This is a genomic window from Lentzea sp. NPDC054927 (assembly GCF_053610285.1).
The window spans coordinates 44,875-71,798 of the sequence record NZ_JBSGXZ010000047.1 but is presented as its reverse complement, the minus strand read 5'-3'; the positions used below and the strand labels follow the sequence as shown (position 1 = coordinate 71,798).

Annotated in this window: 29 protein-coding genes and 2 pseudogenes; 15 read left to right on the top strand and 16 right to left on the bottom strand. The window is 67.1% G+C overall.

What is annotated here, in order from left to right; genetic code table 11:
- Positions 1–1,973: alpha-galactosidase (locus ACWGE0_RS39030; RefSeq protein WP_452265907.1), on the top strand; the 1,973-nt coding region annotated here is incomplete at its 5' end.
- Between the two features lie 46 nt (positions 1,974–2,019).
- Here the strand turns inward: ACWGE0_RS39030 and ACWGE0_RS39025 are convergent.
- Together ACWGE0_RS39025 and ACWGE0_RS39020 are read right to left on the bottom strand one after the other, a co-directional pair.
- Positions 2,020–3,177, bottom strand: a complete 1,158-nt coding sequence (locus tag ACWGE0_RS39025) for a hypothetical protein (protein ID WP_452265906.1) — start codon at positions 3,175–3,177, stop codon at positions 2,020–2,022.
- A 70-nt stretch (positions 3,178–3,247) separates the two neighbouring features.
- Positions 3,248–4,414, bottom strand: coding sequence for an FAD-dependent oxidoreductase (locus tag ACWGE0_RS39020; RefSeq protein ID WP_452265905.1), 1,167 nt, complete (start codon positions 4,412–4,414; stop codon positions 3,248–3,250).
- Between the two features lie 75 nt (positions 4,415–4,489).
- Here ACWGE0_RS39020 and ACWGE0_RS39015 point away from each other — a divergent pair, with 75 nt between their 5' ends.
- Positions 4,490–5,086, top strand: coding sequence for a TetR family transcriptional regulator (locus ACWGE0_RS39015; RefSeq protein WP_452265904.1), 597 nt, complete (start codon positions 4,490–4,492; stop codon positions 5,084–5,086).
- Here the strand turns inward: ACWGE0_RS39015 and ACWGE0_RS39010 are convergent.
- The 3 genes from ACWGE0_RS39010 to uvrA all read right to left on the bottom strand — a co-directional run bounded on the left by ACWGE0_RS39010 (position 5,083) and on the right by uvrA (position 8,744).
- Entirely contained in the window at positions 5,083–5,550 is a 468-nt protein-coding gene (locus ACWGE0_RS39010; RefSeq protein WP_452265903.1) for an SRPBCC family protein, read from the bottom strand. The two genes, ACWGE0_RS39015 and ACWGE0_RS39010, sit on opposite strands and share 4 nt — an antisense overlap.
- Positions 5,551–5,679: 129 nt before the next feature.
- Positions 5,680–5,868 (bottom strand): hypothetical protein, encoded by a 189-nt coding sequence (locus tag ACWGE0_RS39005; RefSeq protein ID WP_452265902.1) that lies wholly within the window; start codon positions 5,866–5,868, stop codon positions 5,680–5,682.
- Positions 5,865–8,744: an excinuclease ABC subunit UvrA gene (gene uvrA / locus ACWGE0_RS39000; RefSeq protein WP_452265901.1), complete on the bottom strand. Its 2,880-nt coding sequence runs from the start codon at positions 8,742–8,744 to the stop codon at positions 5,865–5,867. The genes ACWGE0_RS39005 and uvrA overlap by 4 nt, the downstream gene beginning before the upstream one ends.
- A gap of 225 nt (positions 8,745–8,969) precedes the next feature.
- On the opposite strand from uvrA, the gene ACWGE0_RS38995 reads away from it, so the two are divergent.
- Positions 8,970–9,722, top strand: a complete 753-nt coding sequence (locus tag ACWGE0_RS38995) for a maleylpyruvate isomerase family mycothiol-dependent enzyme (protein WP_452265900.1) — start codon at positions 8,970–8,972, stop codon at positions 9,720–9,722.
- A 47-nt stretch (positions 9,723–9,769) separates the two neighbouring features.
- On the opposite strand, the pseudogene ACWGE0_RS38990 reads toward ACWGE0_RS38995, so the two are convergent.
- Positions 9,770–10,729 (bottom strand): annotated as a pseudogene (locus ACWGE0_RS38990) (acyltransferase family protein); the annotation flags it as partial.
- A 139-nt stretch (positions 10,730–10,868) separates the two neighbouring features.
- On the opposite strand from ACWGE0_RS38990, the gene ACWGE0_RS38985 reads away from it, so the two are divergent.
- Positions 10,869–11,546, top strand: coding sequence for an MBL fold metallo-hydrolase (locus tag ACWGE0_RS38985; RefSeq protein ID WP_452265899.1), 678 nt, complete (start codon positions 10,869–10,871; stop codon positions 11,544–11,546).
- Positions 11,547–11,550: 4 nt separating this feature from the next.
- Here the strand turns inward: ACWGE0_RS38985 and ACWGE0_RS38980 are convergent, their stop codons facing one another.
- Complete coding sequence (locus tag ACWGE0_RS38980) at positions 11,551–12,126, bottom strand: DUF7711 family protein (protein ID WP_452265898.1); 576 nt, start codon at positions 12,124–12,126, stop codon at positions 11,551–11,553.
- 10 nt (positions 12,127–12,136) lie between these two features.
- Here ACWGE0_RS38980 and ACWGE0_RS38975 point away from each other — a divergent pair, with 10 nt between their 5' ends.
- Genes ACWGE0_RS38975 through ACWGE0_RS38965 form a run of 3 tightly spaced genes read left to right on the top strand, consistent with a single transcriptional unit; the run spans position 12,137 to position 13,904 of the window.
- Positions 12,137–13,090: an amidase family protein gene (locus ACWGE0_RS38975; RefSeq protein ID WP_452265897.1), complete on the top strand. Its 954-nt coding sequence runs from the start codon at positions 12,137–12,139 to the stop codon at positions 13,088–13,090.
- On the top strand, positions 13,087–13,407 hold the full coding sequence (locus ACWGE0_RS38970) for a hypothetical protein (RefSeq protein WP_452265896.1): 321 nt from the start codon (positions 13,087–13,089) through the stop codon (positions 13,405–13,407). The genes ACWGE0_RS38975 and ACWGE0_RS38970 overlap by 4 nt, the downstream gene beginning before the upstream one ends.
- 35 nt (positions 13,408–13,442) lie before the next feature.
- Entirely contained in the window at positions 13,443–13,904 is a 462-nt protein-coding gene (locus tag ACWGE0_RS38965) for a hypothetical protein (protein ID WP_452265895.1), read from the top strand.
- On the opposite strand, the gene ACWGE0_RS38960 is transcribed toward ACWGE0_RS38965, so the two are convergent.
- A complete protein-coding gene (locus ACWGE0_RS38960; RefSeq protein ID WP_452265894.1) occupies positions 13,901–14,443 on the bottom strand; it encodes an NADPH-dependent FMN reductase in 543 nt (180 codons plus the stop codon). The two genes, ACWGE0_RS38965 and ACWGE0_RS38960, sit on opposite strands and share 4 nt — an antisense overlap.
- A gap of 62 nt (positions 14,444–14,505) precedes the next feature.
- Here ACWGE0_RS38960 and ACWGE0_RS38955 point away from each other — a divergent pair, with 62 nt between their 5' ends.
- The 3 genes and pseudogenes from ACWGE0_RS38955 to rnhA all read left to right on the top strand — a co-directional run.
- The gene (locus tag ACWGE0_RS38955; protein WP_452265893.1) at positions 14,506–15,096 is read left to right on the top strand and encodes a TetR/AcrR family transcriptional regulator; all 591 of its coding nucleotides are present in this window, start codon (positions 14,506–14,508) and stop codon (positions 15,094–15,096) included.
- Between the two features lie 4 nt (positions 15,097–15,100).
- Positions 15,101–15,478, top strand: a complete 378-nt coding sequence (locus ACWGE0_RS38950; protein ID WP_452265892.1) for a DUF1801 domain-containing protein — start codon at positions 15,101–15,103, stop codon at positions 15,476–15,478.
- Between the two features lie 11 nt (positions 15,479–15,489).
- Positions 15,490–15,927 (top strand): annotated as a pseudogene (rnhA, locus tag ACWGE0_RS38945) (ribonuclease HI); the annotation flags it as partial.
- 256 nt (positions 15,928–16,183) lie between these two features.
- Here the strand turns inward: rnhA and ACWGE0_RS38940 are convergent.
- Positions 16,184–16,975: a helix-turn-helix transcriptional regulator gene (locus ACWGE0_RS38940; RefSeq protein WP_452265909.1), complete on the bottom strand. Its 792-nt coding sequence runs from the start codon at positions 16,973–16,975 to the stop codon at positions 16,184–16,186.
- The gene (locus tag ACWGE0_RS38935; protein ID WP_452265891.1) at positions 16,975–17,667 is read right to left on the bottom strand and encodes an SDR family NAD(P)-dependent oxidoreductase; all 693 of its coding nucleotides are present in this window, start codon (positions 17,665–17,667) and stop codon (positions 16,975–16,977) included. Before ACWGE0_RS38935 ends, ACWGE0_RS38940 begins: the two co-directional genes overlap by 1 nt.
- A 102-nt stretch (positions 17,668–17,769) precedes the next feature.
- Here ACWGE0_RS38935 and ACWGE0_RS38930 point away from each other — a divergent pair, with 102 nt between their 5' ends.
- Positions 17,770–18,192: a PPOX class F420-dependent oxidoreductase gene (locus ACWGE0_RS38930; protein ID WP_452265890.1), complete on the top strand. Its 423-nt coding sequence runs from the start codon at positions 17,770–17,772 to the stop codon at positions 18,190–18,192.
- A 540-nt stretch (positions 18,193–18,732) separates the two neighbouring features.
- Here ACWGE0_RS38930 and ACWGE0_RS38925 read toward each other — a convergent pair.
- A complete protein-coding gene (locus ACWGE0_RS38925; RefSeq protein WP_452265889.1) occupies positions 18,733–19,869 on the bottom strand; it encodes an aminotransferase-like domain-containing protein in 1,137 nt (378 codons plus the stop codon).
- A gap of 74 nt (positions 19,870–19,943) precedes the next feature.
- On the opposite strand from ACWGE0_RS38925, the gene ACWGE0_RS38920 reads away from it, so the two are divergent.
- From ACWGE0_RS38920 to ACWGE0_RS38910, 3 genes are read left to right on the top strand one after another with little or no spacing between them, the layout of a single operon-like run.
- Positions 19,944–20,399 carry a GyrI-like domain-containing protein gene (locus ACWGE0_RS38920; RefSeq protein ID WP_452265888.1) on the top strand — a complete coding sequence of 152 codons (456 nt, stop codon included), beginning with the start codon at positions 19,944–19,946 and terminating at the stop codon, positions 20,397–20,399.
- A 37-nt stretch (positions 20,400–20,436) separates the two neighbouring features.
- Positions 20,437–20,748 (top strand): ArsR/SmtB family transcription factor, encoded by a 312-nt coding sequence (locus ACWGE0_RS38915; protein ID WP_452265887.1) that lies wholly within the window; start codon positions 20,437–20,439, stop codon positions 20,746–20,748.
- Between the two features lie 4 nt (positions 20,749–20,752).
- Entirely contained in the window at positions 20,753–21,634 is an 882-nt protein-coding gene (locus ACWGE0_RS38910) for an SRPBCC domain-containing protein (RefSeq protein ID WP_452265886.1), read from the top strand.
- Here the strand turns inward: ACWGE0_RS38910 and ACWGE0_RS38905 are convergent.
- From ACWGE0_RS38905 to ACWGE0_RS38890, 4 genes are all read right to left on the bottom strand, one after another.
- Entirely contained in the window at positions 21,619–22,464 is an 846-nt protein-coding gene (locus tag ACWGE0_RS38905) for a hypothetical protein (protein ID WP_452265885.1), read from the bottom strand. The two genes, ACWGE0_RS38910 and ACWGE0_RS38905, sit on opposite strands and share 16 nt — an antisense overlap.
- Before the next feature lie 36 nt (positions 22,465–22,500).
- Complete coding sequence (locus tag ACWGE0_RS38900; RefSeq protein WP_452265884.1) at positions 22,501–24,102, bottom strand: hypothetical protein; 1,602 nt, start codon at positions 24,100–24,102, stop codon at positions 22,501–22,503.
- A 279-nt stretch (positions 24,103–24,381) separates the two neighbouring features.
- Complete coding sequence (locus ACWGE0_RS38895) at positions 24,382–25,284, bottom strand: helix-turn-helix domain-containing protein (RefSeq protein ID WP_452265883.1); 903 nt, start codon at positions 25,282–25,284, stop codon at positions 24,382–24,384.
- A gap of 213 nt (positions 25,285–25,497) precedes the next feature.
- On the bottom strand, positions 25,498–25,692 hold the full coding sequence (locus ACWGE0_RS38890) for a DUF397 domain-containing protein (RefSeq protein WP_452265882.1): 195 nt from the start codon (positions 25,690–25,692) through the stop codon (positions 25,498–25,500).
- A gap of 242 nt (positions 25,693–25,934) precedes the next feature.
- On the opposite strand from ACWGE0_RS38890, the gene ACWGE0_RS38885 reads away from it, so the two are divergent.
- On the top strand, positions 25,935–26,684 hold the full coding sequence (locus tag ACWGE0_RS38885) for a class I SAM-dependent methyltransferase (protein ID WP_452265881.1): 750 nt from the start codon (positions 25,935–25,937) through the stop codon (positions 26,682–26,684).
- 3 nt (positions 26,685–26,687) lie between these two features.
- Here ACWGE0_RS38885 and ACWGE0_RS38880 read toward each other — a convergent pair whose 3' ends face one another.
- Complete coding sequence (locus ACWGE0_RS38880) at positions 26,688–26,903, bottom strand: hypothetical protein (RefSeq protein WP_319970619.1); 216 nt, start codon at positions 26,901–26,903, stop codon at positions 26,688–26,690.
- Between the last annotated feature and the right edge of the window lie 21 nt (positions 26,904–26,924).

The window sequence follows — 26,924 nt, the reverse complement described above, 5'->3', positions numbered from 1 at the left end:
AGGCCGCACTGCGCGGCCTGGTCGACGTCGTTTCGGGGTCGCACCCGAACAACGCGCCGGACGCACCGGTTCCACTCGCGCTGCTGCCCGACGCCGGCGCCGGCTACGTCGGCCGCCCCGGACTGCGCGGCCACCGCGGCGGCGAGCACTTCGCGCCCGCGCTGGCCGTGACCTCGTTCTCCGGCGAGGACGACGCGATCTTCCGCTACGTCGCGACGGACGAGGCCGCCGAACTGACCGTGACCGGCACTCTGGAACTGCTCGCGTCCGGCATGGTTCGCCTCCGCCACATCATCCGCAACGACGGCACGACGCCGTATGCGTTGGAGGGCCTGGAAACCGCACTCCCCGTCCCCTCACACGCCACCGAACTCCTCGACTTCACCGGACGTTGGAGCCGCGAACGGGCACCGCAGCGGCAGACGTTCAACCACGGCTCGTGGGTGCGGGAGAACCGGCGCGGGCGCACCGGGCACGACGCGACGATCGGATTGCTGGCCGGCACGCCGGGGTTCTCGTTCCGCGACGGCGAGGTTTGGGCGCTGCACGTGGCGTGGAGCGGCAACCACGTGACGTACGCGGAGAACCTGGTCGACGGCTCGCCCGTCCTGGGCGGCGGCGAACTGCTGCTGCCGGGCGAGATCACGCTGGCGCCCGGCGAGGAGTACGAGTCGCCGTGGATCTACGCCGCCTACTCGTCCACCGGCGTCGACGGCATCAGCGCGGCGTTCCACCGGCAGCTGCGCGAGCGCGACCTGAGGCCTCGCCCGGTCGTGCTCAACACGTGGGAGGCCGTCTACTTCGACCACGACCTCGCGCGCCTGACGTCGTTGGCCGACACCGCCGCCGCGATCGGTGTCGAGCGGTTCGTGCTGGACGACGGCTGGTTCCGGCACCGCCGTGACGACTCGGCCGGCCTGGGTGACTGGTACGTCGACGAGACGGTGTGGCCGGACGGGCTGACCCCGTTGATCAAGCACGTGCGCGCGCTCGGCATGGAGTTCGGGCTGTGGTTCGAGCCCGAGATGGTCAACACGGACTCCGACCTCTACCGCGCCCACCCGGACTGGGTGCTCGGCCCGCGTCCCGGGGTGCTGCCTCCGCCGTCGCGCAACCAGCAGGTGCTGAACATCGCGCACCCCGAGGCGTACGCGTACATCCTCGATCGCGTCTCGTCCGTGTTGTCGGACAACGACATCGCGTTCGTGAAGTGGGATCACAACCGCGACCTGATCGGCTCGCGCGTGCACGAGCAGACCGCCGCGTACTACCGGCTGCTGGACGAACTGCGGTTGCGGCACCCGCACGTGGAGATCGAGAGCTGCTCGTCCGGCGGCGGCCGGATCGACCTCGGCGTGCTGTCGCGCACCGATCGCGTGTGGACCTCCGACTGCAACGACGCCCTGGAACGCCAGCTGATCCAGCGGTGGACCGGGGTGTTCCTGCCGCCGGAGCTGATGGGAGCGCACGTCGGTCCCACGAAGTCGCACACGACCGGACGCGTGCACGACCTGTCGTTCCGCGTGGCCACGGCAATGTTCGGGCACTTCGGGATCGAGTGGGACATCAACTCGGCGACGGACGAGGAACGCGCCGGGTTGCAGGCAGCGATCGAGTACTACAAGGACGTGCGGTCGCTGGTGCAGACCGGTGTCACCGTGCACTCCGACCACCCGGACACCGCCGCTTGGGTGCACGGAATCGTTGCCGCGGACCAGTCCGAGGCCCTGTTCGGCTACGTGCAACTGGCGACCTCGGTGCAGAACAAGCCACGACGGGTGCGGCTGCCCGGACTCGACCCTGCGCGGACGTACCGGCTGTCGTTCGACGCTCCCGCGGGACGGCCCAGGCTGATCCAGAGGCTGCCCGCGGACTGGAAGTCCGTGGAGCTGCCCGGTTCCGTGCTGTCGGAGGTCGGGATCCAGCTGCCGGTGCTCGAACCGGAGCAGGCACTTCTGTTGCGCCTCAAGTGAGAAAAGGCCCCGGCGGGAACTCCCGCCGGGGCCCTCCTCTCCCCTGTTACCGGCCGGCGCGACTTCCGTCGGCCTTGGTAGCCCACCACTTGCCACCAACGCCCTGCCCGTTGGCTTCACCGCAGACCTTGTCACCTGAGAAGAGGTACTGCGGCAATCCCGCAATGGTGAGCTGTTTCTTCCCGTCCCGCTCGATCGTCCCCACGAGCGAGGCATCCACGCCCTGCACCTGGAAACCCTCGCTGACGTAAGCGGGCGGCCATTGCACCGCGCAGTCGCCGGAGCAGTTGCTCGTGGGCGGTTCGGCGGAGTCGTTGTCGAACCGGTAGAGCGTCATGCCGTCCTTGTCGGTCGCGATGACGCCGAGGTCCGCGACGGTCGCACTGGTGAGTGCGATCGCCTTGTTCTGCTGAGCTTTCTTGCCGTCGGTGGCCGTGGCGAACCACTTCGGCACCGTGACACCCTTGGCCTCACCGGGCTTGGTGTCGTTCTTGAACGTGTACTGCGGCCAGTTCGCGACCGTGAGCTGCTTCTTGCCGTCCTTGCGGGTGATCGTCCCGAGCAACTTCGGGTCGATGCCCTTCACGCGCGGCTGTTCGCCTTCCACGTACACCGGCGGCCAGGACTCGGCGCACCCACCGTCGCAATTGGACACTGGCGGCTGGGCCGTGTCGCCGTCGAACCGGTAGAGCGTGAGGCCGGCGTTGTTGGTCAGCACCGCACCAAGTCCGGTGATGACGCCCGTCCTCGCGGCGAGCTGGGTGCGTTCGCCACCCTTGCCCGTGGCGAACCACTTGCCCTGCAGGCCTTGACCTTTGGTCTCGCCGGGCTTGCCGTCCTTGGCGAACCGGTACTGCGGCATGCCGTCGACGGTGAGCTGGCGGCTGCCGTCCTTGCGGACGAAGCTACCCACCTCGTCGACACCCTCCACCGTGAAGTTCTCGTCGGTGACGGTCGCGGGAGGCCAGGTCGCGGCGCACTCACCGTCGCAAGTGGACTCGTTCGGCTTGTCGTTGTCGAAGCGGTAGAGCGTGAAGCCCTTGACGTCCGTGACGACAGGACCGAGGTCCTCGATCTCGGCGACCTTCAGCGCCACAACGCTTTCCTGCTGCTGTTGCGCGACCGGCTTGCTCTCCGGCGCACCGGCGCAGGCGGTCAGCGAGATCAACCCCAGTGCGACCACTGCGACGCTCTTGCGGATCATCCCAACCTCCTGGCTCGTGCCCTGCAACGCCTCTCACACGTAGAGCGAGCCAGAACGGTTCAATCTTTTTTCAGAACATCGCGCGCTTCAACGCCGGCACCGCGGCCGCCGTCCTGAGCACCGTGCGGAACAACGTCCGCGCGACCGGGCTGCCCTCCGCGAACTGCCTGGCAGCGCGCAGTGAGTCGCGCACCGCCGCGAACCCGTAGTCGTACATCTCCGCCTCGTACCGGGCGATTGCGTCACCACCCTCGGCGATGCACCGTGCGAGCAGCTGCGCATCACGCAGTGCGACGTTGGCGCCGATTCCACGCATCGGCGTCATCGCGTGGATGGCGTCGCCGAGCAGCGTGACGTTCGTGCTCTCCCACCGTTCGATCGGCTTCGAGGACCTGATGTGCCACTGACTGACCGTCTCCGGATGCGACGACTCGACCACCCTGCGCAGGTCAGGACTCCACCCAGCGATCCTGCGCGACACCTCCGCCTGCAGTCCGTCGCGGACGTCGAGATCCCTGGCCGCGTACGCCCACATCAGGTACGGACGCACGTTGTCGAACAGCAGGCCGTCGTCGTCCGTGTGACCCAGTCCGTCGTGCGCCGCCAGGAACATGCCGCACCTGCTGGTCGGGATGATCGAGTTGGCCCTGATGAGCAGGCTCTGCGGGATCCAGTCGTGGTCGTCGAGGAACAGCTTCCCCGCGACCGCGGTGACCCCGACCTCCTCAGTGCCCGCGTGCGGCAGGTACTGCCTGCGCACCCGCGACCGGATGCCGTCCGCGCCGACGAGCACGTCGGCTTCGGCGGTGGTGCCGTCCTCGAAGTGCAGGGTGATGGCACCGTTGTTTTCGTCGCGCTGGTGTTCGTAGCGCTCGAACCTCTTGCCGAACTGCACGTCCAGACCGTCGAGCAGCACCTGCCGGAGCGTGATTCGGCTGGCGGAGTAGTGCTTCTCCTCCTCCGGGTCGAGCACGAGCAGAGGCTTCAGCTGTTCGGTCAGGAAGCCGAACCCGTTGCCGCTCGATCCCGCGCTCCGTTCGAACTTCTCCCAGTTCGCCGCGGGCAAGCACTCCTTCAAGGCAGCGGCACCGTGCGGGTTGATGTGCACCCGGTACCCCTGCAGGCGGTCCGTGCGCGAGAGCTCGCGTTCGTACACCGCCACGTCCACGCCGGCCTTGCGCAACCCGTGCGCCAGGCACAACCCGCCGATTCCCCCACCAACGACTGCGATTCTCATGCCGTCGAGTTTCAACCGCACGGTTGATTAAGTCAACCCGTTGGTTGAAAACAGCCCGTCGGATACCGTGACGCCGTGGATCAACGCCGCTCCCCCAGCGCCTCGGAACGCAAGCGCGACCCGGAACGCACGCGGGCTCGCATCATCGAGGCGGCCGCGGCGGAGTTCGGCGCGAAGGGGTACGCGGCCACGCGCACGACGGACATCGCGGCGCGGGCGGGCGTGAACAAACAGCTGATCTCGTACTACTTCGGCGGCAAAGAAGGCCTGTACAAGGAGCTCGCGACGAGCTGGCACAGCTCCGCGGCCGAGATGGCGAGCCAGAACCAGCCGCTGGACCAGGTGCTGGCGAGCTTCGTGGCGACCACGATGACCGATCACGGCCGGCTGTGGGCGTGGTCGAACCTGGCAGGCGACAGCCCGCCCACCGACGAGGCGTTCCTGCGCGCCCAGGTCGACCAGATGCGGGAGCGTCAGGCCGCCGGCGAACTACCCGCGGACCTGGATCCCGGCCTGCTGCTGCTGGCGCTGATGGCGGCGGCCGCAGCGCCGTTGACCCTGCGGCAGACGGCGAGCCAGATCACCGGCGAGGACCCGTCCACGCCTGAGTTCGCCGAGAAGTACGCGGCTCAGCTGGCGCTGCTGGTGCGCCACCTGTCCGGACGCGGCTAGGACTCGCGGCGGCTGGCCGACTTCGCCTCGAGGACCTGCTTCAAGCCCTTGAAGCCGCCTCGCATCATCAGGTCGTGGTTGCCGCGGAAGAACGGCTTGGCGATCAGCACCAGACGCCTGAGCAGCGCCTTGTTGACCACGACCTCCTGGTCGAACATCAGGTCCGTGCCGCCGTCACGACCGGTGATCTCCCAGCTCGCATAGCCTTCGAGATCGCCGGACAACGTCGCCCGCAACAGGCCTGCCTGCTGGTTCCTGATGCTGTGCTTGACCTGCACCACGAGGTCGAAGGGCAGAAATGACCGGCACCGGAGCTCACCGGTCTCGTCGTCGATCTTCGTGGCTTTCCGGATCTCGTGCCACCACAGCGGGTAGTTCGCGATGTCGGACAGCACCTCGTACACATCGTCCGGACACGCGTCCACGTGCCACACGCTGCGGAAGCGATAGCGGTTGAGTGACACGGCCGCCATCATCCCGGATACCTCGTTCGAGTGACAGGTCCTCGACAAAAGTCACACCGAACCGGGAATTCCTCACGGCGTGTCATATGGCTCTAGTGAGACTTGAGCGTCTCACCAGGCCAACCGTGTTCACTTGCCGCTGAGGCGCGGGAACCGTTCCAGGGCTCGCATCCAGCAGACAGCCGCGACCCGGCGGAGTGACAGCTCCGACGAGTCGAGCACCTCTAAGAGGTTGAAGGGGTACGCCGCCAGGGGCTCGCCACGCGACGCCTGAACAGCGCGCTCGCGGGCGGCCAGGGCGTCGAGTGGGATCATCACCCGGCCGCTGACACCTCCTCGTTCTCGAGCACCTGCAGCAAGAACTGCCCCGTGTAGCTCTTCTCGACCTCGGAGACCTGCTCGGGCGTGCCCTCTGCAATGACCATACCGCCGCCGGAGCCCCCTTCGGGACCCATGTCGACGACCCAGTCGGACGTCTTGATGACGTCGAGGTTGTGCTCGATCACGATGACGGTGTTGCCCTTGTCCACCAGGCCGTTGATCACGCCCAGCAGCTTGCGGATGTCCTCGAAGTGCAGGCCCGTCGTGGGCTCGTCGAGGATGTAGACCGTTTTGCCGGTCGACCGCTTCTGCAGCTCCGACGCGAGCTTCACGCGCTGCGCCTCACCACCGGACAGCGTCGGCGCCGGCTGGCCGAGTCGCACGTAGCCGAGACCCACTTCGACCAGCGTGCGCAGGTGGCGGTAGATGGCGTTGATCGGCTCGAAGAACGTGGCAGCCTCCTCGATCGGCATGTCGAGGATCTCGGCGATCGTCTTGCCCTTGTAGTGCACCTCGAGGGTCTCGCGGTTGTACCGCGCGCCCTTGCACACCTCGCAGGGGACATACACGTCCGGGAGGAAGTTCATCTCGATCTTGATGGTGCCGTCGCCCGCGCACGCCTCGCAGCGGCCGCCCTTGACGTTGAACGAGAACCGGCCGGGCTGGTAGCCGCGGACCTTCGCCTCGGTCGTCGCCGCGAAGAGCTTGCGGACGTGGTCGAACACGCCGGTGTAGGTGGCCGGGTTCGACCGCGGGGTGCGGCCGATCGGCGACTGGTCGACCCGCACCAGCTTGTCGACCTCGTTCAGGCCGTTGATCCGGGTGTGCCTGCCGGGCACCTGGCGCGCGCCGTTGAGCTTGTTCGCGAGCACCGTGGCCAGGATGTCGTTGACCAGCGTCGACTTGCCGGAGCCGGACACGCCCGTGACGGAGGTGAGCGTGCCGAGCGGGAACGACACGTCGATGCCGCGCAGGTTGTGCTCGCGGGCGCCGACGACCGTCAGCTGGCGCTTCTTGTCGATCTTGCGGCGCTTGGCCGGCATCGGGATCGACTTGCGCCCCGACAGGTACGCGCCGGTGATCGACTCCTTGTTCGTGAGCAGCTTCTTGTACGGGCCGCTGTGCACGACCTTGCCGCCGTGCTCACCGGCGCCGGGGCCGATGTCGACGACCCAGTCCGAGTTGCGGATCGTGTCCTCGTCGTGCTCGACGACGATCAGCGTGTTGCCCAGGTTGCGCAACCTCGTCAACGTCTCGATCAGCCGGTGGTTGTCGCGCTGGTGCAGGCCGATCGACGGCTCGTCCAGCACGTACAGCACGCCGACCAGGCCGGAGCCGATCTGCGTGGCGAGCCGGATGCGCTGCGCCTCGCCGCCGGACAGGGTGCCGGAGGCGCGGTCGAGCGACAGGTAGTCGAGGCCGACGTCGAGCAGGAAGTGCAGGCGGGCCTGGATCTCCTTGAGCACCGCGCCCGCGATCATCGACTCGCGCTTGCCGAGCTTGAGGCCGTCGAGGAAGTCGGAGCACTCCGAGACGCTCATCGCACAGACCTCGGCGATGGACCTGTCGCCCTTTTTGCCGTGGTGCAGCGTGACGGCGAGGATCTCGGGTTTGAGGCGGGTGCCCGAACACGCGGGGCACGGGACCTCGCGCATGTAGCCCTCGTACTTCTCCCGCATGTACTCGGACTCGGTCTGCTCCTGCCGCCGCTCGAGGAACGGGATGACGCCCTCGAAGTTGGCGTAGTAGGAGCGCTCACGGCCGTAGCGGTTCTTGTAGCGGACGTGCACCTGCTCGTCGATGCCGTGCAGGATCGCCTTCTGCGCCTTGGCGGGCAGCAACCGCCACTGCTGGTCCATGCGGAAGCCGATGGTCTCGCCGAGCGACTGCAGCAGGCGCGTGAAGTACTCGGCGGTCTGCCCGCCGGCCCACGGCGCGATGGCGCCCTCTTCGAGCGTCATCTCGTCGTCCGGCACCACGAGCTCCGGGTCGACCTCCTTGCGCACGCCGATGCCCGTGCAGACCACGCACGCGCCGTACGGCGAGTTGAAGGAGAACGACCGCGGCTCCAGGTCCTCGATCGCGAGCGGGTGACCGTTGGGGCACGCCAGGTTCTCGGAGAAGCCCCTGATCCGCTTCGGATCCGTCTCCGAGAGATCCACGAACTCGAGCTCGACCAGGCCGTCCGCCAGCCGCAGCGCCGTCTCGACCGAGTCGGTGAGGCGCTGCTTGGACGACGCCTTGACGCTCAGGCGGTCGATGACGACCGCGATGTGGTGCTTCTCCTGCTTCTTGAGCTTGGGCACCTCGCCCAGCGCGTAGACGACACCGTCGACCTTCGCGCGCGAGTAGCCCTGCGACTGCAGGTTCTGGAAAAGATCGATGTACTCGCCCTTGCGGCCGCGGATGACCGGCGCGAGCACCTGGAACTTGGTGCCCTGTTCCATCGCGAGCACCTGGTCGACGATCTCCTGCGGCGTCTGCTTGCCGATCGCCTCACCGCACTGCGGGCAGTGCGGCTTGCCGGCGCGCGCGTAGAGCAGGCGCAGGTAGTCGTAGACCTCGGTGATGGTGCCGACGGTCGACCGCGGGTTGCGCGACGTCGACTTCTGGTCGATCGACACCGCGGGCGAGAGGCCCTCGATGAAGTCGACGTCGGGCTTGTCCATCTGCCCGAGGAACTGGCGCGCGTACGCGGACAGCGACTCGACGTAGCGGCGCTGGCCTTCCGCGAAGATCGTGTCGAACGCGAGACTCGACTTGCCGGAGCCGGACAGCCCCGTGAAAACGATCAAGCTGTCCCGCGGCAGGTCGATATCCACGCCGCGCAGGTTGTGCTCGCGGGCGCCGCGAACAACAAGACGGTCTGCCACTGGGGTCCCTTCGGCTGTGATCGGCGGGTCACTCACGCCACACTCTCCCGAACAAGCGTTCGAAGAGTACTAGCATCAATTCGGAGGCTGCGACCGACCCGCCGACCATGCTAGGTCCCACCCCTGACAAAAACGGTTCTGGCCGCTACCGCATTCCCCTGAGCAGGTGTTACTCACTAGTCTGGTCACTTCGATCAGAGCCTCAACGTCGGGGAGAGGCAGCACATGACCTACACGCCGTCCACGCAGCACACGTCCGTACCTGCACCGCGAGGAGTGCCCGACCGGCACATGAACGCGGTGCGCGAGGCGACGGACGTGCTGTACGAGACCGTCGAGGAGCTGGACGAGGCCGCGATGCGCGGTGCGAGCCTGCTGCCCGGCTGGTCCCGCGGACACGTCATCACCCACCTCGCGCGCAACGCCGACGCGCTGGTGAACCTGCTCACCTGGGCCAAGACCGGGGTCGAGCACCAGGCGTACGCCTCGCGCGCGGACCGGGACGCGGACATCGAGGAGGGATCGCGCCGCATCCTCCAGGTGATCAAGGCCGATCTCGACTCCGCGTGCCAGCGGTTCGACGCCGCGTGCCGCGAGTTTCCCGCTCATGCGTGGCGTTCCGAGGTCACGGCCCCCAAGGGCCAGTCGATTCCGGCGTCCACCGTGCCGCTGTTCCGCCTGCGTGAGATCTGGATCCACCTCATCGACCTGAACGCCGGTGTCGGGTTCGACGACCTGCCCGCCGACTTCGTGGAGGAGTTCCTCGACGACGCCGTCGAGCAGTTCGAGGGCAGGGTCGACCCGTTCAGCATCGAGGTGACCCTGCCCGACGGCTCTCAGCGCATCTGGACCGTCAACGGCCCGACCAGCCGCAACTCCGTGAGCGGGTCGGCCAGCGCCGTCCTGGGATGGCTGACCGGCAGGACCGACGGTGCCGACCTGCGCGGTGAGCTGCCGGAACTGCCCGACTGGATCTGAGTCAGCAACCGGTACGCGGGCCGTTCGACGAACGTCGTCATCAACCAGCCGAGCACCAGCGCCGAGGTGACGAACCCGGCGAGCAGCCACCAGGACCGCAGCCCAACGGCGTGCATGCGGTCCATCACCACGGTGCCGATCTGCTGGTGCACGAGGTAGACCCCGTACGAGATGCCGGCGAGCCACGTGACCGGCTTGGCGATCGGGTTGAAGAACACCCAGTCGGGTCCAGCGGCCGCCGCGCACACCATCAGCAGCAATACCGCGAAGCCGAGCGTCGAACCGTACTCGGTCGTGTGAATCGCCTGGGCCACAAGAGTGGCGACGAGCAGCGCGACCAAGTGCGGGGTCTTCAGCCGGTCCTTGTGCCACAGCCAGATCGCGATACCGGCGGCGAACAACTGCGCCCTGTGCAGCGCAAAGCCGTTGTAGACGACGAACAGCGTGTGCGAGTGGTCGAGCAACGGCCGCAGCACCAGCGGCGTGATGATGAGCGCCCACAGGAAGAACCGGAGCTTCGTACCTCTTAGGTGCTTCACGAGCACCGCACCGGCGATGAACGCCGCGATCTGCACCGGCACAGTCCAGTACGCGAAGTCGACGATGTTGACGTCCCGCATCCACTGGTTGATCAGCAACAGGTTGTAGACGACGTCACGGCCGTCGAGCTGACTCCACCCCTCCGGCGCGATCCACCGTTGGACCGCATATGTGAGCAGCACCGCAGCCATGTACGCCGGCAGCAGACGCGCGAGTCTTCTCCACAGGAACTGCCCGGGCTTGCCGCTGTTGAGCGAGGCGCAGGCGAAGAAGGCGGAGACGACCATCAGCGTGCTGGCGCCCATCGACATCGGGAAGGCGAACGGCAGCGGCCCGAGATCGGGGTGGCTGCTGACGCTCGTGAGCGTGGCGTGGTGAAGCAGCACGCACCCGATGGCGACGACGCGAAGGACGTCCCAGCTGACCCTGCGGACCGTCCGGGGCTTTTGTCGTTGCGCTGGAATCACGAGAGGCGGGGACCTGTTCGTTGGTTCATTCGGCGTACTCGGAGGGTAGGGGCTTGATCCTTACTTACCCTATGAGTGAGACCTGTATGCAACCTGAAGGTGTGCGCCTCGCCGCTTTGAGCGACTACCGTCTGCCACCGTGGACGTACTAGAGAACTACACCGGTCACGTCGATCCAGAGGGCCCCGCCGCCCGCCGCACCCTGGACGCGCTGACCATCACGAAGATCTCCGTCGGGCCGATGGACAACAACGCCTACCTGCTCGTATGCCGGTCCACGAACGAGGCGTTGCTCATCGACGCGGCCAACGACTACGAGCGTCTCTCCGACCTGTTCGGCCACATCCCGAACCGCCCACGCCTGCGCACGATCGTGACAACGCACCAGCACGCCGATCACTGGCAGGCACTCGGCGCCCTCGCCGGAGCCCACGGCGCGAACACCGTCGCGCACGAACTGGACGCCCCCGTCCTCCCCGTCCCACCGGACGTCCTGGTGGACCACGGCGACACCATCAACGTGGGCGAAGTCCCGTTGTCGATCATCCACCTGCGCGGCCACACCCCCGGCTCCATCGCCGTGGTGTACGACGACCCGACGGGCCACCCGCACCTCTTCACCGGAGATTCACTCTTTCCGGGGGGTGTGGGAAAGACCACGTCGGCCGACAACTTCGCCTCGCTGATCAACGACGTCGAGGACCGGATCTTCGCGGTGCTGCCCGACGACACCTGGTTCTACCCCGGCCACGGCGACGACTCGACGCTCGGCAAGGAGCGCCCGTCCCTCGCGGAATGGCGCGCCCGCGGCTGGTGACGGCTCAGGCGTCCAGCAGGTCGAGGTAACCCGTGGTCGTGCGCCACAGGGCGTCCGCCTGCGGGGTGAGCTTGCCGGGGCTCCAGCGGCGGTCGGTGTAGGCCTGGTTCGCCAGCCTGAGCGCGGCAAGGCTCACCGCGAGCTCGTCCTGCACGCGCTCGGCGAGTGCGTCCGGCGACGGCGCGGCCTGCCTGACCAGCTCCGCCGTGCCGTCGCTCACGGCCACGAGCGCTTCCTCGTTGACGCCGTCGGCCGCGCTCCAGATCAGCGCGGGCCGCTCGATGCGGTGGTTCCACACCGGCGCGTCCTTGGACCGCCACCGCGCCTCGAACGGATTGCGCGACAGCCTCGTCGAGTTCGCCCAGTGCTCGGCGCCGACCGGTTCGGTGAGCCACGGCACCTCGTCCACCGGCAGGTCGGTGACCAGCGCGACCTCGATGACGTCAAGATCTTTCGGCACGTCCAGCAGATCGCCGAAGACCCACAGCTCGACCACCTGGAAGCGGAAGAACGAGGCCGGCAGCTCGCCGCACTTCTCAGCGAGCTCAGCCAGGTGGTGCACAGCGCGAGTCCATTTCACGGGGTGGATCATGCCTGACCGGGTGGCAGAGGCTTTGGCACGGCTGGACCAGCTCGAACCTGTCCTGTGTGCCTTCCACGAGGTCTACCGCTCGTTCGCTCCGGTTGATCCCGCTTTGCCGCTCGCCGGTATGCCCATCGCGGTGAAGCGCGGCGAGCGCCGCAGCCACCGTTCGTCGCTGATGGCTCTCGGCTGCGTACCCATCGGTTTGACCACCACGCCCGATGGCAGCACTCCCTGCCAGACGTGGGGCCGCAACTCTCGTGGCGTCACACGCAACCCGTGGAACCTCGCCCGCACGCCCGGCGGTTCCTCGGCCGGTTCCGCGGTGGCCGTCGCGTCCGGTGTGGTGCCGCTGGCGACGGGCGTTGACGGCGCGGGCTCGATTCGCATCCCGGCCGCGTGGTGCGGCGTGCTCGGCCTGAAGACCACCTCGTCGGAACGGGCCGCGGTGGGCGTGTTCACCCGCGATCCGTCGCTGCTCGCGACCTACCTGGGCACGTCCGAGGTCAGCGCTCCCACCGCCGTGTGGTCCTCCGACCTGGGCTTTGCCGCAGTGGACGACGAGCAGGCCGAGATCGCCTGGCGCGCGGCCGCTCCACTGCGGCCACGACCGGTTGATCTGGTGCTGCCAGACCCGGCCGAGGACTGGTTCGCCGGCCGCTGCGGCCCGAATCCCGTGCTGGACGCGGTGTTCGAGACCGCGGACCTGTTGCTCACCCCGACGACGCCCGGCCCACCGCACGGCCACGACGGTCCGGGTTCGCGCATCAACACCTCGCTGACCTGGGCGTTCAACCTGAGCGGGCATCCGGCGATCAGCATCCCGGCAGGGTTCGACCCGGACGGCCTGCCCGTCGGACTGCAGGCCGTGGCACGGCACGGACGTGAAGCCGATCTCGTCGCGGCCGCGCGTGCGGTGTTGACCTCTACCGCGGTGGAGGTTGCACCCTCGCCCCTATGAACCTCGTTGTGCGTGCGGAACAACAGTCTCTCTGGTTGTGCTTCGAGCCCTGGGCCAACCAGTACACGCTCCTGCCCGGTGCCTCGATCGTGGTGCGGTTCGACGACAACGTCGCCGTCGAGGTCGTGCACCACCACGACGGCATGACGTTCTTCAACGTCGGCGCGCACCCCGACCTCTACGCCGAGGACGGGACGGCGGTGGAGATCTACAGCGAGTACATGCCGTCCTTCCGCGCCGATCTGCCGCTCGAGGTGCTCAGACACGTCATGGAGATCATTCCGCCGATCCGCACCGAACCGGACCGGCTGAACTGACCCAATCGGGTTCTCGTCGCTCGAGGAGGCCACGAATGGCGCGACGCAACGGTGACGCGGACGGTGCGTGGCGTCAGCTGAAGATGCGCACTCTCAAGCGCACGGCCAAGCCAGCGCTGGAATGCCTCACGCATTCGTTCGGTCAGGTGCGAGACCACTTCGCGCGCAACCCGTGCAAGTCGCTCGATCGCACGCTGTTCGCGATCGGCGACGACCAGGGCAACGTCGCCGTCGTGTCCGTGGCCTGGGTCGGCTTCCGGAACCGCCGCGACGCCGGCGAGTTCAAGAAGCTGATCGACGTCCACGGCACGGGCGACATCACCCCGCTCGCGACGCCGTTGCTCGACCTCGCGGACATCAGGTTCACCGGGCTGCACTACCAGTCCCGATCGGACGGCAGCACCGTCGTGATCGCCGAGACGGAGTCCGCGTCCGGCCAGGTCAGCGGTGAGGTGCTGGACGCGGCCGCCGACATGGCGAGCTGGCTGCCGCGTTAGGCCGCCACCGCCCGTACGGACCTCAGCGCTGAGGCCCACGCCACCAGTTCGTCGAGCATGGCGTTGAGCTCCTCCTGCTGCTGCAACCCCTCCTGCAGTGCGCCACGCCCCAGCGCGACCTGAGTGCGCACGGTCGCCACCTTCAGTTCGGCCAGCACGAGCCGTAGCTGCTCAACGGCGCGCAGGCCACCGTTGCCACCAAGGCTCACGAACCCGGCGGCCTTGTCGTTCCACTCGGCGTACAGGTAGTCGAGCGCGTTCTTCAGCACGGCCGGGAACGAGTGGTTGTACTCGGGTGTGACGAACACAAAGCCGTCGTACGCCGCGATGAGCGACGCCCACTCTCGTGTATGTGCGTGCTCGTACTCGCCGAAGAGCGCGGGCACGGACTCGTCGAGAAACGGCAGATTCACCTCCGCCAGGTCAATGAGCTCGAACGACGCGTCGGTACGGGCGTTGGCGATGTCCAGAACCCACCGCGCCACAGCCTCGGAACGACGACCAGGACGCGTGCTCCCCACGATCACTGCGATTCGCATGCCGACCAAAGTACAACGCTCGTAGTACTTAGTGCAACGGACGTTGTACTAAGCTCGGGTTCATGCGACCGGACAAGCGGCAGGCGATCCTGCGCGGGGCGTTGAGCGTGTTCGCCCGAGACGGGTACTCGCGGGCGAGCATCGACGGCATCGCGAAGGAGGCGGAGGTCTCGACGCGCACGCTGTACAACCACTTCGCGGACAAGGCCGACCTCTTCCGCAACGTCATCCAGGCCAGCGCGGACGACGCGGCACAGGACCAGATCGCGATCATCGAACGGCACTTCCACAAGGTCACCGACCTGGAGCAGGACCTCGTCGCGTTCGGCAGGGCGATGGGCACCGAGATCGGGCACGCCGAGCACTTCGCGCTGGTCCGGCAGATCAACGCCGAACTCGGCCACATCCCCGCCGATGCCATCGAGGCGTGGCAGGAGACGGGGCCCCGCAAGGTGAAGCGCGCCCTCGCGGCGGAACTCGGGAAGCTCGGGTTCAAGGATCCGAGGCGCGCGGCGGTGCACCTGATGCTGCTCACGATGACGGGCGAGCCGAGCATCAGAGGGACCCGTCCGGACGACGAGGACATCGCGGCGGGCGTCCGCGTGTTTCTGCACGGGCACGATGTCGAGAACGCGGAACAGGCTGCGACATAGGGCTATGGACACACGCGTTGACGACTACATCGCCGGGCTGCCCGAGTGGCAGCAGGACATCTGCCGCGAGGTCCGCAGGCTCGTCCACGAGGCCGACCCGGACGTCGAGGAGACGATCAAGTTCACGAACCGGCCCTACTTCGTGCTCGACGGCAACATCTGCGCGTTGCTCGGCACCAAGGACCACGTGAACGTGATGCTCTACGACAAGGCGATCGTGCCGGACCCGGAGAACATCATCACGAGCGGCCACGGCAACAAGACGGCCCGCATGATCTCGGTGTACCGCGACCAGCCGATCAACGCGCCGGCGCTGGTCGAGATGTTCCGTCAAATCATCGCGAACAACCGCCAGCGAAAGGCTGTCAGACCCCGTCGGTAGCCTCATCAAGCATGGCGGTCGAGATCTACACCGACGGTGCGTGCAGCCCCAATCCCGGTCCGGGCGGCTGGGGTGCTGTGTTGCGCTACGGCGAGCACGAGAAGGACATGTACGGCGGTGACATCGGCCCTACGACGAACAACCGCATGGAACTGATGGCTCCCATCATGGCGTTGGAGAGCCTCACACGGCCGTCCACCGTGGACCTCTACACAGACAGCACTTATGTCCGCAACGGAATCACCTCATGGGTGCACGGGTGGAAGGCGAACGGCTGGCTCACGAAGGCCCGTGAGCCGGTCAAGAACGCCGACCTGTGGCGCCGCCTGGAAGAAGCTGCCAACAGGCACGAGGTGGAGTGGCACTGGGTGAAGGGCCATGCGGGCCATCCGGAGAACGAGCGCGCGGACCGCCTGGCGGTGCGCGGGGTGGAGGAGGTGACGGGGCGGGAAATCATTCAGCCCCAAGCGAAAACCAAAAAGGCGACGAAGCCGAAGCCGAAGCAACCGCGTGAGCTGAGCGGCGAACCGTGTGGCGCGCCCACCAAGAAGGGCACGCCGTGCCCGATCACGGCTGGGGCGAACGGGCTGTGTCACATCCACGACCCGGCGTTGCAGTGCGGTGCTCTCACCAAGAAGGGCACGCCCTGCACGATCGCGACCGGCGGCGGCCGGTGCGAACACCACCAGCACTCACTGGAGCTGTTCACGTAACAGCAAGAGAAGCCAGCAGTCGCAAGGCCTCCTCCGACGGACTACCAGGCGCGGCCACGTAGGTCACCAACGCCTGCCCCGCGTCCGAGGTCAACGTCTCCACGGCCAGCTCCAGCGGACCGAGCTGCGGATGGTTCATGCGCTTGAACATGGGCTCCCGCTCACGCACCGGATGTTCCGCCCACAACGCGCGGAACAACGGCGACATCTCGGACATCTCCTCGACCAGCGCGAGCAGCGCCGGGTCGTCGGGGTGCACGCCGTAGTCCGCACGCAGGTAGCCGACGTTCTCGCGCGCGCAGTCCGTCCAGCCGGGGAACAGCTCCCGTGCGGCCGGGTCGGTGAACATGTACCGCACCATGTTCGGCTGCTCGCGGAAGTCCGTCACCAGCGCCGCAGCGAGCGGGTTCCACGCCAGCACGTCGAGCCGCCGGCCCAGGACCATCGCGGGCACACCGTGCAGCGCGTCGAGCAGCCAACGCAACGCGGGCCGCACCTCCTCCGACGACGACTCCACGCGCGTGGGCCGCGCCAGCCGGTACAGGTGCGTGCGCTCGGCACCGTCCAGGCCGAGCGCCTGCGCCAACGCGTCCAGGATCGAGTCGGACGCGTTCGAGGCGCGCCCCTGTTCCATGCGCGTGTAGTAGTCGACGCTGATCCCGGCCAGCTGCGCCAGCTCCTCACGGCGCAGCCCTGGAACGCGCCGCCGGGACGCCCGCTCCGGCGGGTCCAGTGCTGCCCGGCGTGCGCGCAGAAACTCCCCCAGCTCACTCACGGCACCCATCATGCCGGGATCGCTCCGACCAGGCCGCCGTCGACCACGAAGTCCTGCCCCGTCACATAGGCCGCACGGTCAGACAGCAAGAACGCCACCACGTGCGCCACGTCCTCCGGCGCACCAAGCCGCCCCATCGGCACCTGACGGCGGAACGGCTCGTCGTCCGTCACGTTCTCGCGGAACATGTCGGTCGCGATGTACCCAGGACTGACCGTGTTGACCCGAACCCCAGCCATCTCCGCACCGAGTGTGCGCGCCAAGCTGTGCACCGCCGCCTTGCTGGCGGTGTAAAGCGACGCACCTGCAAACCCGCGGTGCACCGTCCACGACGCGTTGAGCACCACCGACGCACCAGGCTTCAACCGCACCCGCTGCACCGTGAAGTACACGCCCTTGAAGTTCGTGGCCAGCACCCGATCCACGTCGTCCTCGGTGACCGTCGCGAACTCGGTGAAGACCCCGACCCCCGCGTTCGCGAACAGACCGTCGACCTCCCCGACCTGCTCGGCCAACGCCTCCACATCGGCCACCCTCGACACGTCCGCGACCACGGTCTCAACACCGAGCTCCTTGCGCGCCAACGCCAACCGCTCCTCCGACCGCCCGGCCACCACCACCCGCGCACCCTCGTCAACCAGCACCCGCGCCGTCGCCAGCCCGATGCCGCTACCGCCACCCGTGATCAGAAACGTCTTCATGAGGCCAAGACTCGCCCGGCCCCAGGCCCCGAACCAGACCCGCCGTTTCCTGGGTCTGCCAAGACCAGGCTGACCCGCCCGAACCGGCGTAGCGTCCTCGTCATGCTTCCCGAATCCGCCAGGGCGGTGCTGGAGTCCAACGCGCTCGGCCACCTAGTGACACTCGGCCAGGACGGCGCCCCGCAGGTCACCATCGTCTGGGTGGGCCTGGACGGCGACGAGATCGTCTCCGGCCACCTCTCGCAACACCAGAAGGTCCGCAACATCCGCAACGACGGCCGTGTGGTGCTGTCCGTCGAAACACCCAACATCAACGACCACGGCCTGCAGGAGTACCTGGTCGTCTACGGCACCGCCCGCATCACCGAAGGCGGAGCGCCCGAACTGCTCCAACGCCTCGCACACATCTACCTCGGTCCGGACGTGAAGTTCCCTCCGATGGACAACCCACCGCCCGGCTTCATCACGCGCATCAAAGTCGACCGCGTAACCGGCGTCGGTCCCTGGGTTCAACAGGGCTCGTAGTACGAGTGGACAGCGGGCTGGCCCGTGTAGTTCGGGCCAGCCTTGTCGTTCGCGCCGAGATAGGTGAACGGCAGCGGAGGCTGACTCGGCCCTTACCGTCGGCGATGTGCCTCTCGCGCAGCGCTTTGACCATTGCATGGCTTAACGGGTCCCATCGCAGCGGCGCAGGCTGGACACGCCGAAACTCGCAACGAACCCCGCTACCGGGCGCGAGCCAGAACGCAACGCTCACCAGTAAGCCGAGTGGTCGCCCACGCACTGCAAACCGTGCACGCCCAGGGATCAACGGGCCCGTCAGGCTCCCAGTTGCCGTCCGCCGAGACGACGAACTCATGCCTGAACGCGCGGACACGCGATGATCGACGAAACACACTCGAAGACGTCGAAAGCTTCGGTGAGCCAACCCTCTAGCCGCAGCTCGCAAGCCCGTCCACCTGGCCACGCAGCGACCCCGCGCACGCTTTCGCAGGGGTACCCCCGAGCTGGGAACCCCTGCGTTTCAACGTACTCACGAGGTCTGACACTCCCCGGCGAGCAGGCTCATCGGAGCACTTCGGCCAGGCGGGACATGCCTTCGGCGATCTCCGACGGCGTGTTGGTGGTGAAGGACATCCGGAACGTCGCGTGGTCCGGCGTCGTGGCGAAGAACGGTGCACCCGGCACGAAAGCGACGTCGTGCCGCAACGCCTCCTTCAGCAGCGCGGCGCTGTCCGCGGAGCCCGGTAGCCGGAGCCACACGAACATGCCGCCGTCCGGGTCCGACCACGTCGTGCCGTCCGGAACGGTGGAGGGTAGTGCGGCGATCATCGCGTCACGGCGCGCGCCGTATTCGACGCACAGCCGGGCGACGTGGGCGTCGAGGTCGTTGTGCGTCAGGTACGCGGCCGCGGCGGCTTGGTCCACTGTGGACGTGTGCAGGTCTGCGGCCTGCTTCACGATCACCAACGTGCGGAGCAGGTCCGCGGGCGCACGGAGCCAGCCCAGCCGCATGCCTGGAGCGCCGATCTTCGAGAAGCTGCCCAGATAAACGCTTCTATCGCTGATGGATGCGAGCGACGCGACGGCCGAGCCGCGGTAGCGGAGTTCGCCGTACGGGTCGTCCTCGACGATCCAGAAGCCGTGTGCGGAGGCCAGTGCGGCGACTTCCGCGCGGCGGGCGGCGGACAGGGTACGGCCGGTCGGGTTCGCGAAGGTCGGAACCAGGTACAACAAGGACGGCTGGTGAGCGGCGATGACGGAGCGCAGCGAGTCCGGGTCCAGGCCGTCGGCGTCGCCGGCGACGGGCACGATCCGGGCGCCGGCCATCTGGAAGCATTGCAGCGCAGCCAAATACGTTGGTTCTTCCACCGCCACGACGGCGCCCGGTTGCAGCAGGGCGGTGGCCATCAGGCTCAGGGCCTGCTGGGAGCCGGTGGTGATCAGGACGTCCGAAGTGGGCAGTCCGCGGCCGGTCAGGCGGGAGGAAACCAACGAGCGCAGGGCCGGGTTTCCTTCTGTGGGGGCATATTGCAGCACTGAGCGGTCCTGCAACGCGGTGTCGTAGGCGGTGCGCAGACCGTCCAGGTCGAACAGTTCGGGGGCGGGAAGTCCACCTGCGAAGGAAATCACCTCGGGGCGCGAGGCCAGCGCGAGCAGGTCGCGCACCGGGGAGCTGGCCACGGAGAGGGTGCGGTGCATGAACTTCACGTTAATCGGGACTGGTTCCGAGTGAACCGCGATTTTCTGTCAGGGCTCGTGGCTAGCGTGGTGACATGGACATCGAGACGCGTGAAGACCAGCCCTACGCCGCCGTCCGGGCCACCGTGACGCCGGAGACGTTCGCCAAGATCGCCGACCGCTTTCCCGAGGTCATGCAGTGGCTGGCCGATCGCGAGTTACCCATCCTCGGCGCGCCGTTCTTCCGGTACTTACGCGTCACGAACGAGGAGTACGAGGTGGAGGCCGCGATCCCCACCGTCGCCGAGGTGCCCGGCGACGGTGACGTGTTCACCGCGACGCTGCCCGGCGGCCAGTACGCGGTGGAGCTGCACGAGGGCCACCCGGACGGGCTCGCCGCCGTCACCGAACGGCTCACCAGCAGCACGCTGCGGTTCGACCGCGACGGCGACAACTGGGGCGCCCGCCTGGAGACGTTCTTCACCGACCCCGCCGTCGAGCCCGACCCCGCCAACTGGAAGACGGAGGTGGCGATCCGGATCGCCGACTGAGGTCGCGCTTATATGCCGATAGAGCTATATTGCTGGCATGGCATCTACATTCGTCGTGCTGGCGGATCCGAGTCGCCGGGAGATCCTCGACCTGCTGCGTGAACGCGAGCGGCCGGTCGGCTATCTCGTCGACCGACTGACGCTGACGCAGCCGACCGTCTCGAAACACCTCAAGGTGTTGCGCGAGGCCGGTCTGGTCGAGGTGCGCACCGACGCCCAACGGCGCTGGTACCGGCTCTCCCCCGGCCCGCTGGAGGAGATCGACGCCTGGCTCGCGCCCTACCGGCGGATGTGGGAGAAGAGCCTGGACGCGCTCGAACGACGACTCGACGAGATCGAAGGGGACTGAACCCGTGGACGCCGAACTGCGGATGATCGAGGGCAAGCCCGTCCTGCGCTTCGAGCGCAGGCTGCGGCACTCACCGGAGAAGGTCTGGCGGGTGGTCACCGAACCGGCCGAGATGAAGCACTGGTTCCCCGCCGAGGTCGAGATCGACGGCCAGAAGATGCGCTTCACGTTCCCGGAAGCGGCACCCGTCGATGCGGACGGCGGCGAGGGCGAACTGCTCGAGTCCGACCCGCCGAAGGTGTTCGCCTTCCGCTGGATCAACGACGTGCTGCGCTTCGAGATCCTGCCGCGCGAGGACGGCTGCCTGCTGGTGTTCACCGCCGTGGTCACCACCAAGCTCACCATCGGCCGCGACGCACCCGGCTGGACCACCTGCCTGGACGCGCTGGTCGCCCACGCCGACGGCACCGAGTTCGAGCCGCCGACCGAATGGCTGTCGCGGATCGAGCACTACGTCGCGAAGTTCGGCCTGGACGAGGGCACGGACGAGGCCACGGGCGTGCGGTTCGTCCGCGATCTGGTCTGGAAGCCGCTCGACGACGTCTGGACCCTGCTCACCGAGGGCACCGAGGACGGCGTGCCCACACGCGCCGCACATCCCGGCATCCAGCCCGGCAAGGTCACACGGTCCGAGGCTCCACGCCTGCTGGAATACGAATGGCTCCAGGACGGCGCACCGAAGGGCGTCGTGCGATGGGAGTTCGACCACGTGCCGCTGCAGGGCACCACGGTCACGCTGGTCCAGGAGAACGCACACGGCCCCGAGGCACTCGCGGCGTGGCACGTGCACCTGGAGCTGTTCTTCGCGGCCACGCAGGGCGAGATCCGCTGCCCGTGGCCGGCGGAACGGGAGGAGGAGCTGACCCGGCGCTACGCCGAGCGCTGATCGAGTTCCATCGCCAAGCGGTCAACGCCCACTCCGCTGATCAGCAGCCGCTCCTTGCGGTTGCCCATCAGCCGCTGCGTCCAGTCGACGAAACCGCCGTCACCGATCTCCACTCCGTCGCGGAATACCTTGAAGCACAGACCCTGGTAGTAGCCGGTGTGCCGCGACGGGTCAGTGGGCAGATCACCGCGCAGCACCTCGAACCGCGGATCCAGCACGGTCACGCGCACGTCGACGTCTCCGCACGCTTCGCGCAGAAACGCGATGTGCTCGGCGAAATGCTGCCGTTCGAAGCCGAGAGATCCACGGTCGCGTCCGGCCGACACCGCGGCGAACAGCGTGAAATGCGCGAATCTTCCAGCACCGCTGAACAACTGCGCTCGCACCACGCGCTGCACCGCGGCAAGCCGCACGTCGTCCGGGCGCGCCTGCCTGCGCAGGGCTGCTTCCAGCGCCAACGCGTTGGTGGGGTCGGCCGCGACCTCTGTGCCGCGGATGGTCGACAGCACGTTGTTCTGGTCCATCTCGGCCACGGCGGAACACGTGCCCAGCGGCATCACCGGCGCGAGTCCGACGATGGCGAACGACGGAGGCAACGCGGCCAGCAAACGGTCCTCGGTGGAACGCAGCAAGCCGAACGGCAACTCCGACGGAGCAACAAAGCGGTCGGAACGATACTGCCGCAGCACATCCGGTCCGGACAACGCGCCGGCCCGCCGTCGCATCAAGGCGAGCAGCACGGTGGTCAGGTCACTGCGCGGCAGCCCCGCCAGCCGGTCCAACGCCTCCTGCCCGCCCAACGACCGCAGCACCCGCCTCAAGACACCCATGCCCACCATCGTGCCCGGCACATCCACCGGTTTTCGCTACTCGTATTGCACGCGGTGCACCAGGGAACGCCAGTCAGGCGAGGACCGCCGCCCGAACCGCCGCGCGGTTGCCTGCTGATGGGCGACCACCGCCCGCCTCCGGATGCGCGGGTCATCCGTCAACAGTTCGAGCGTCTCCACATCACCGGAAGTGAGCCGGACGTCGGTGATGGGCAGCGAGTCGATCCGCGCGATCGACCACCAGCACGCGGCCGCGGCGTACACGCACCCGAGGCTGCGGAAGATTTCCTCGGCCACGACGTAGTCCTGCAGAGCCGCGGTCCTCTCCCGGCTGCCCAGCAGCAGGTCACCGCGCACCTGATGGGCCCGCGCCACCACCTCCGGGTAGTCCGAGGACCGGATGACATCCGTGGCGTACGCCTTGCCTTCGGGGTATCGGCGAGCCGCGAGGTACAAGCGTGCGTGCAGCACCATCAACCAGTGGTAGCTGACGCTGCCCGGAGTGAGCAGGCCTTCGGCAGTCCGCGCCCGATCCGTCGCCATCACCAGGTCCGCACGGTCACTGGTCAGGTGGTACTTGGCGAGCGCCCACTCAGCCCCCAGCGAAGCGCACATGCCGACGTCCTCGCTGGTCCCACCGGTGATCGCGTTGAACCTTTCCGTGGCACGTATGAGCAGGTGCTCGCTCTTGCTCAGGTAGAAACTGCGGTCGTACGCCTCACCCTCCGCGGCCATTTCCAGGTAAGCCCTCGCCTGACATCGCGTCCCCAGTGCCGCCGTGTACGGATCACGAAACCTCTCCGCGATCGAGGTGCCGTCCTCGGCGGCGGTCGCGGCGTGCGAGAACCGGTGTTCGCGCAACAGGTACCACGCCCGGCCGGAGATGAGGATCTTCGCCTCCAACGCCCCTTCGCCCCGCAACCGTGCCGTCGACGACAACGCTTGCCAACACGCTTCGGAGATCTGCCGCACGAGGTCCAGGTCACCGTGCACCTTGGCAACCGTCACCACCGACTCGAACGCTCGCGCGAACTCGATGCCGTCATGCCCCAGTGCCACCAGACGACGGGCGTGCAGGTACGCCTCGTGCGACGCGGGATCGAGCTCCTCGAGCTCCCGCACCAGATCACGAACCTTCGGCGAAGCAGCAGTGGTCGGTTCAGGTGTCGCGCTCATGGTCGCACCGCCCTTCGCGGCTCCCAAGCTCATCAGCGATCGCGCCAGTTCTTCCACGCCCGCACCGGTTTCCGGCTCGAAACAGTGGATGACGAGTGACTGCAGCACCGCAGGCAACGAGTTCTTGTCCGTCGACGGCGCCACCACCGGAACGACACCGCAGGAGTTGGCGCGATCGTGGTGATACAGCTTGTGCCGCAACAACGTCGCCTCGTACCGAACACCCTTGCGGTCAAGGAAGTCGTTGGACTCCAAGGCTTTGAGGTAGTCCTGCGAAGCCACGACGACCACGACTCGTTCGCGGAACTCCGTTTCCATCCAGGACGGAATCGACAGCGGGTTGAGCACGGGGAGATCACCGTCCCAGGTGACGTCGAAACCCCGCTCCCGCAACGAGACCACCAGAGCTTCGGCGGCCCGCCGGCCGTCGCTGCTGCTGTAGCTAACGATGAGGCCACTCATGTCCACTCCCCCGCGAGATGGCTGTCAGACAAGGGAATGAGACGAGATTTCTGCTGTTCACAGCGGCCTCCTTGCAGCTGGGTGACCTGTCGTCACCGATCACGTGGATCAGCGAGGCGAGACCGATCACCCGAAGGGCCCCGGATGGCGGGACCCAGGAACCGCCGAGCGTCATAGTCTGACGACGGCGATGTCTCCTCGCCTCATGTGCACATTGGGGTCTGTTGCGAGCATTACCGCAGGGACAGGTGTCTGTGGGCCAGACACCTGTCCCACTCATCACGGTGTTTCTCCTCCCATTCGTTTGAGTCGTTCCTTGACGAATCTCGGCGTCTCACTGGCGGGCAGAGCGAACTTCTCCAGCTGAGCGAAGCGGTCGAGGTACTGCCGCACCTCCTCCGGGTTGTTCTGGAACAGCGTGTCCTGGTGGAGCTCCTCCAGGAACAGCGCTGAGTCGCCCTCCTCCTCGGTGAGGTCGAGGATCGAGAAAGAGCCCTTCATCGCCGGGTGCAAACCCGCGCTGAAAGGCACGATCTGGATGCTGACATCGCCGGCCAGGGCCATGTTCCTGAGATGGGACAACTGCTCCCGCATCACCTCGACCGATCCGATGACACGATGCAGAGCGGACTCGTCGATGATGAAGAACATCTCCGGTCCGTCCGGCCCGAGAAGCTCTTGACGGTGCATGCGGATGTCGACACCGCGCCGGACGATGGCCGTGTCCGTGCCACCGCGCTCCATCATCGCGGTTGCGTAGGAGCGCGCCTGGAGCATGCCGGGAATGATCGACATCTGGACGTAACGGCAGCAGATCGCCACTGACTCGAACTCGACGAACTGAGCGAACTGTTCGGGCAGGCCCTTGTAAGCCGACATCCAGCCCGGTCGCTTGGTCGCACGAGCCAGCTCGACCAGCTCGTTCACCTGATCTGACTCGGTGATCCGGTAATGGAGCAACAGCGCCTTCAAGTCCGTGACACTCACTCGAGTTTTGCCCTGCTCGATGCGCAGAACCTTCGAGACAGACCAGTCAAGTGCGTCCGCGACCGACTGCTGGGTGAGGTCCAGGCTTTCCCGAGCCTGCTTGAGCACACCCAGCAGTTGTCGTTGCTTGACAACGACAGGACTCTCTTTACGAGCCAAGACGCTGCCCCCTGTCACATGGGGGAGGAACTGCACTAGGTGTCAGTCTGCCATGTAGCAGACTGCTGGCAAGTGCCAGGCCGGGTATCAGAACGCTTGTCAACAAAGTGACATGTATCGCGCGATTCACCCGCGCATGCTACTCACACGCGAGTACCACCGGAATGGCGCATTGGAAGGCACCCAAACGGCCTACTAGCAGCAGCGATTACTCGCCTGCATTGGCAAAGCCGCTAGCGAGAGTTCACCTCAAAGGGTGCAGGCCAGAAGCACGAAAGACGCCCAAGCGGACGAAGACAGGTGGATGACGGGACCGCGGACGTCCTTGAGATCGCGGACGTAGACCCCGTGCCCGCCCTGCGCGGCGAACAGGCACTCCACGCAATTCGGTGGTCCACCGTCGCTGTACGAACTGCGGAACCATTTGCCGCGCTCTGCCGCCATCGTCGCTCCCTCGCACGGGTCCCCGACCGATCAACCACACCGCGTTCGGCCTTGGCTCACCCGTGTGCGCCCCGGGAGAGTGGCGGAGGATCACCTCCAACCCGACGAGGCCACATCTCAGAATAAGTCGGCGAAGTTGATCCCCACACCGCCAGAGGTGCGCCATCCGGTAGACAGAAAGGGGTCATTTCAAGGTCATGCACGCAGAAGTGCTGGCCTGACGTGGAATCGAGGCGGGGATCGTGGCGAACGACGATGTGGACAGCCAGGCGATGCGGGAAGGCGAGCTGTGGGGCCGCAGGGCCGCGCAGCGAGCATCGCACGGCGCGAAGATGTCCATGCCCGCCTGGAAGACCGCGATCGAACGCACGGGCATCGGCCCCGGCACCACGGTTCTCGACCTGGCGTGCGGCAGCGGCGAGTTCTGTGCCGCCGCAACGGAAGCAGGCGCCAACGCCACCGGGATCGACATCTCACCCACCATGATCGCGCTGGCGCGACAGGCGAGCACCGCCGAGTTCCACGAACACGCGTTGGGGTCGTTGCCTTGGCCCGACGGCACGTTCGACGTCGTGACGGCGTTCAACGCGTTGTTCTTCGCGGACGACCCCGACGAGGCGTTCGCGGAGGCGGTCAGGGTCAGCAAGGACTACGTGGTCGTGTGCGAGTGGCATCCGGAGCAGCCGAGCGACATCATCACCATCGCGCGGGCCGTCCGGGGGCCGAGCGGGCGCAGGGGCACGAAGCTGCCGGAGCCGCAGCAGAAACTCACGATCGACATTCCTCAGGAACATCCCGACGAGGCCACGATGCTGCGCGCCATGCTGAGCGTGGGCAGCGTCCAGCCCATCATCGAGAGCGAGGGTGAAGAAAGTGTCGCGGCCAGGATCAGGGCGGCGACAGAACAGTTCCGAACCGCGGACGGTGGTTATCTGTTCGCCAACAAGTACCTGATGTCGGTCTTCCGCAAGAACGAGATCCCCAGAAAGTAGAAATCAGGCCGCGGCGAGGATCTCGTAGCCCGCCGTGGTGAGCGCCGCCGGGCCGGAACCGGCGTTGATCAGGCCCGCTGAGGTCAGGCGCAGGCCGGCGAACTGGTCGGCACAGCACAGGCCGTCGACGAGCAGGAAGCTTCCGGTGAGCTCGCATCGGCCGTCGGCAACGGCTCTGAGAACTGCGCGGTCGCGGTGTGTGAGCGATGAGGCGGTCATCTTCTTCTCCTAGCGGTAAAG

Coding starts and splice junctions, on each gene's coding strand:
- ACWGE0_RS38955 (WP_452265893.1), top strand. CDS start 14,506: ATGCGACCGGACAAGCGGCAGGCGATCCTGCGCGGGGCGTTGAGCGTG.
- ACWGE0_RS38905 (WP_452265885.1), bottom strand. CDS start 22,464: ATGGGTGTCTTGAGGCGGGTGCTGCGGTCGTTGGGCGGGCAGGAGGCG.
- ACWGE0_RS38925 (WP_452265889.1), bottom strand. CDS start 19,869: ATGCACCGCACCCTCTCCGTGGCCAGCTCCCCGGTGCGCGACCTGCTC.
- ACWGE0_RS38930 (WP_452265890.1), top strand. CDS start 17,770: ATGCTTCCCGAATCCGCCAGGGCGGTGCTGGAGTCCAACGCGCTCGGC.
- ACWGE0_RS38920 (WP_452265888.1), top strand. CDS start 19,944: ATGGACATCGAGACGCGTGAAGACCAGCCCTACGCCGCCGTCCGGGCC.
- ACWGE0_RS38890 (WP_452265882.1), bottom strand. CDS start 25,692: ATGGCGGCAGAGCGCGGCAAATGGTTCCGCAGTTCGTACAGCGACGGT.
- ACWGE0_RS38880 (WP_319970619.1), bottom strand. CDS start 26,903: ATGACCGCCTCATCGCTCACACACCGCGACCGCGCAGTTCTCAGAGCC.
- ACWGE0_RS39020 (WP_452265905.1), bottom strand. CDS start 4,414: ATGAGAATCGCAGTCGTTGGTGGGGGAATCGGCGGGTTGTGCCTGGCG.
- ACWGE0_RS38915 (WP_452265887.1), top strand. CDS start 20,437: ATGGCATCTACATTCGTCGTGCTGGCGGATCCGAGTCGCCGGGAGATC.
- ACWGE0_RS38965 (WP_452265895.1), top strand. CDS start 13,443: ATGGCGCGACGCAACGGTGACGCGGACGGTGCGTGGCGTCAGCTGAAG.
- ACWGE0_RS38970 (WP_452265896.1), top strand. CDS start 13,087: ATGAACCTCGTTGTGCGTGCGGAACAACAGTCTCTCTGGTTGTGCTTC.
- ACWGE0_RS38935 (WP_452265891.1), bottom strand. CDS start 17,667: ATGAAGACGTTTCTGATCACGGGTGGCGGTAGCGGCATCGGGCTGGCG.
- ACWGE0_RS38960 (WP_452265894.1), bottom strand. CDS start 14,443: ATGCGAATCGCAGTGATCGTGGGGAGCACGCGTCCTGGTCGTCGTTCC.
- ACWGE0_RS38975 (WP_452265897.1), top strand. CDS start 12,137: ATGCCTGACCGGGTGGCAGAGGCTTTGGCACGGCTGGACCAGCTCGAA.
- ACWGE0_RS38950 (WP_452265892.1), top strand. CDS start 15,101: ATGGACACACGCGTTGACGACTACATCGCCGGGCTGCCCGAGTGGCAG.
- ACWGE0_RS38940 (WP_452265909.1), bottom strand. CDS start 16,975: ATGGGTGCCGTGAGTGAGCTGGGGGAGTTTCTGCGCGCACGCCGGGCA.
- ACWGE0_RS39025 (WP_452265906.1), bottom strand. CDS start 3,177: ATGATCCGCAAGAGCGTCGCAGTGGTCGCACTGGGGTTGATCTCGCTG.
- ACWGE0_RS38995 (WP_452265900.1), top strand. CDS start 8,970: ATGACCTACACGCCGTCCACGCAGCACACGTCCGTACCTGCACCGCGA.
- ACWGE0_RS38900 (WP_452265884.1), bottom strand. CDS start 24,102: ATGAGTGGCCTCATCGTTAGCTACAGCAGCAGCGACGGCCGGCGGGCC.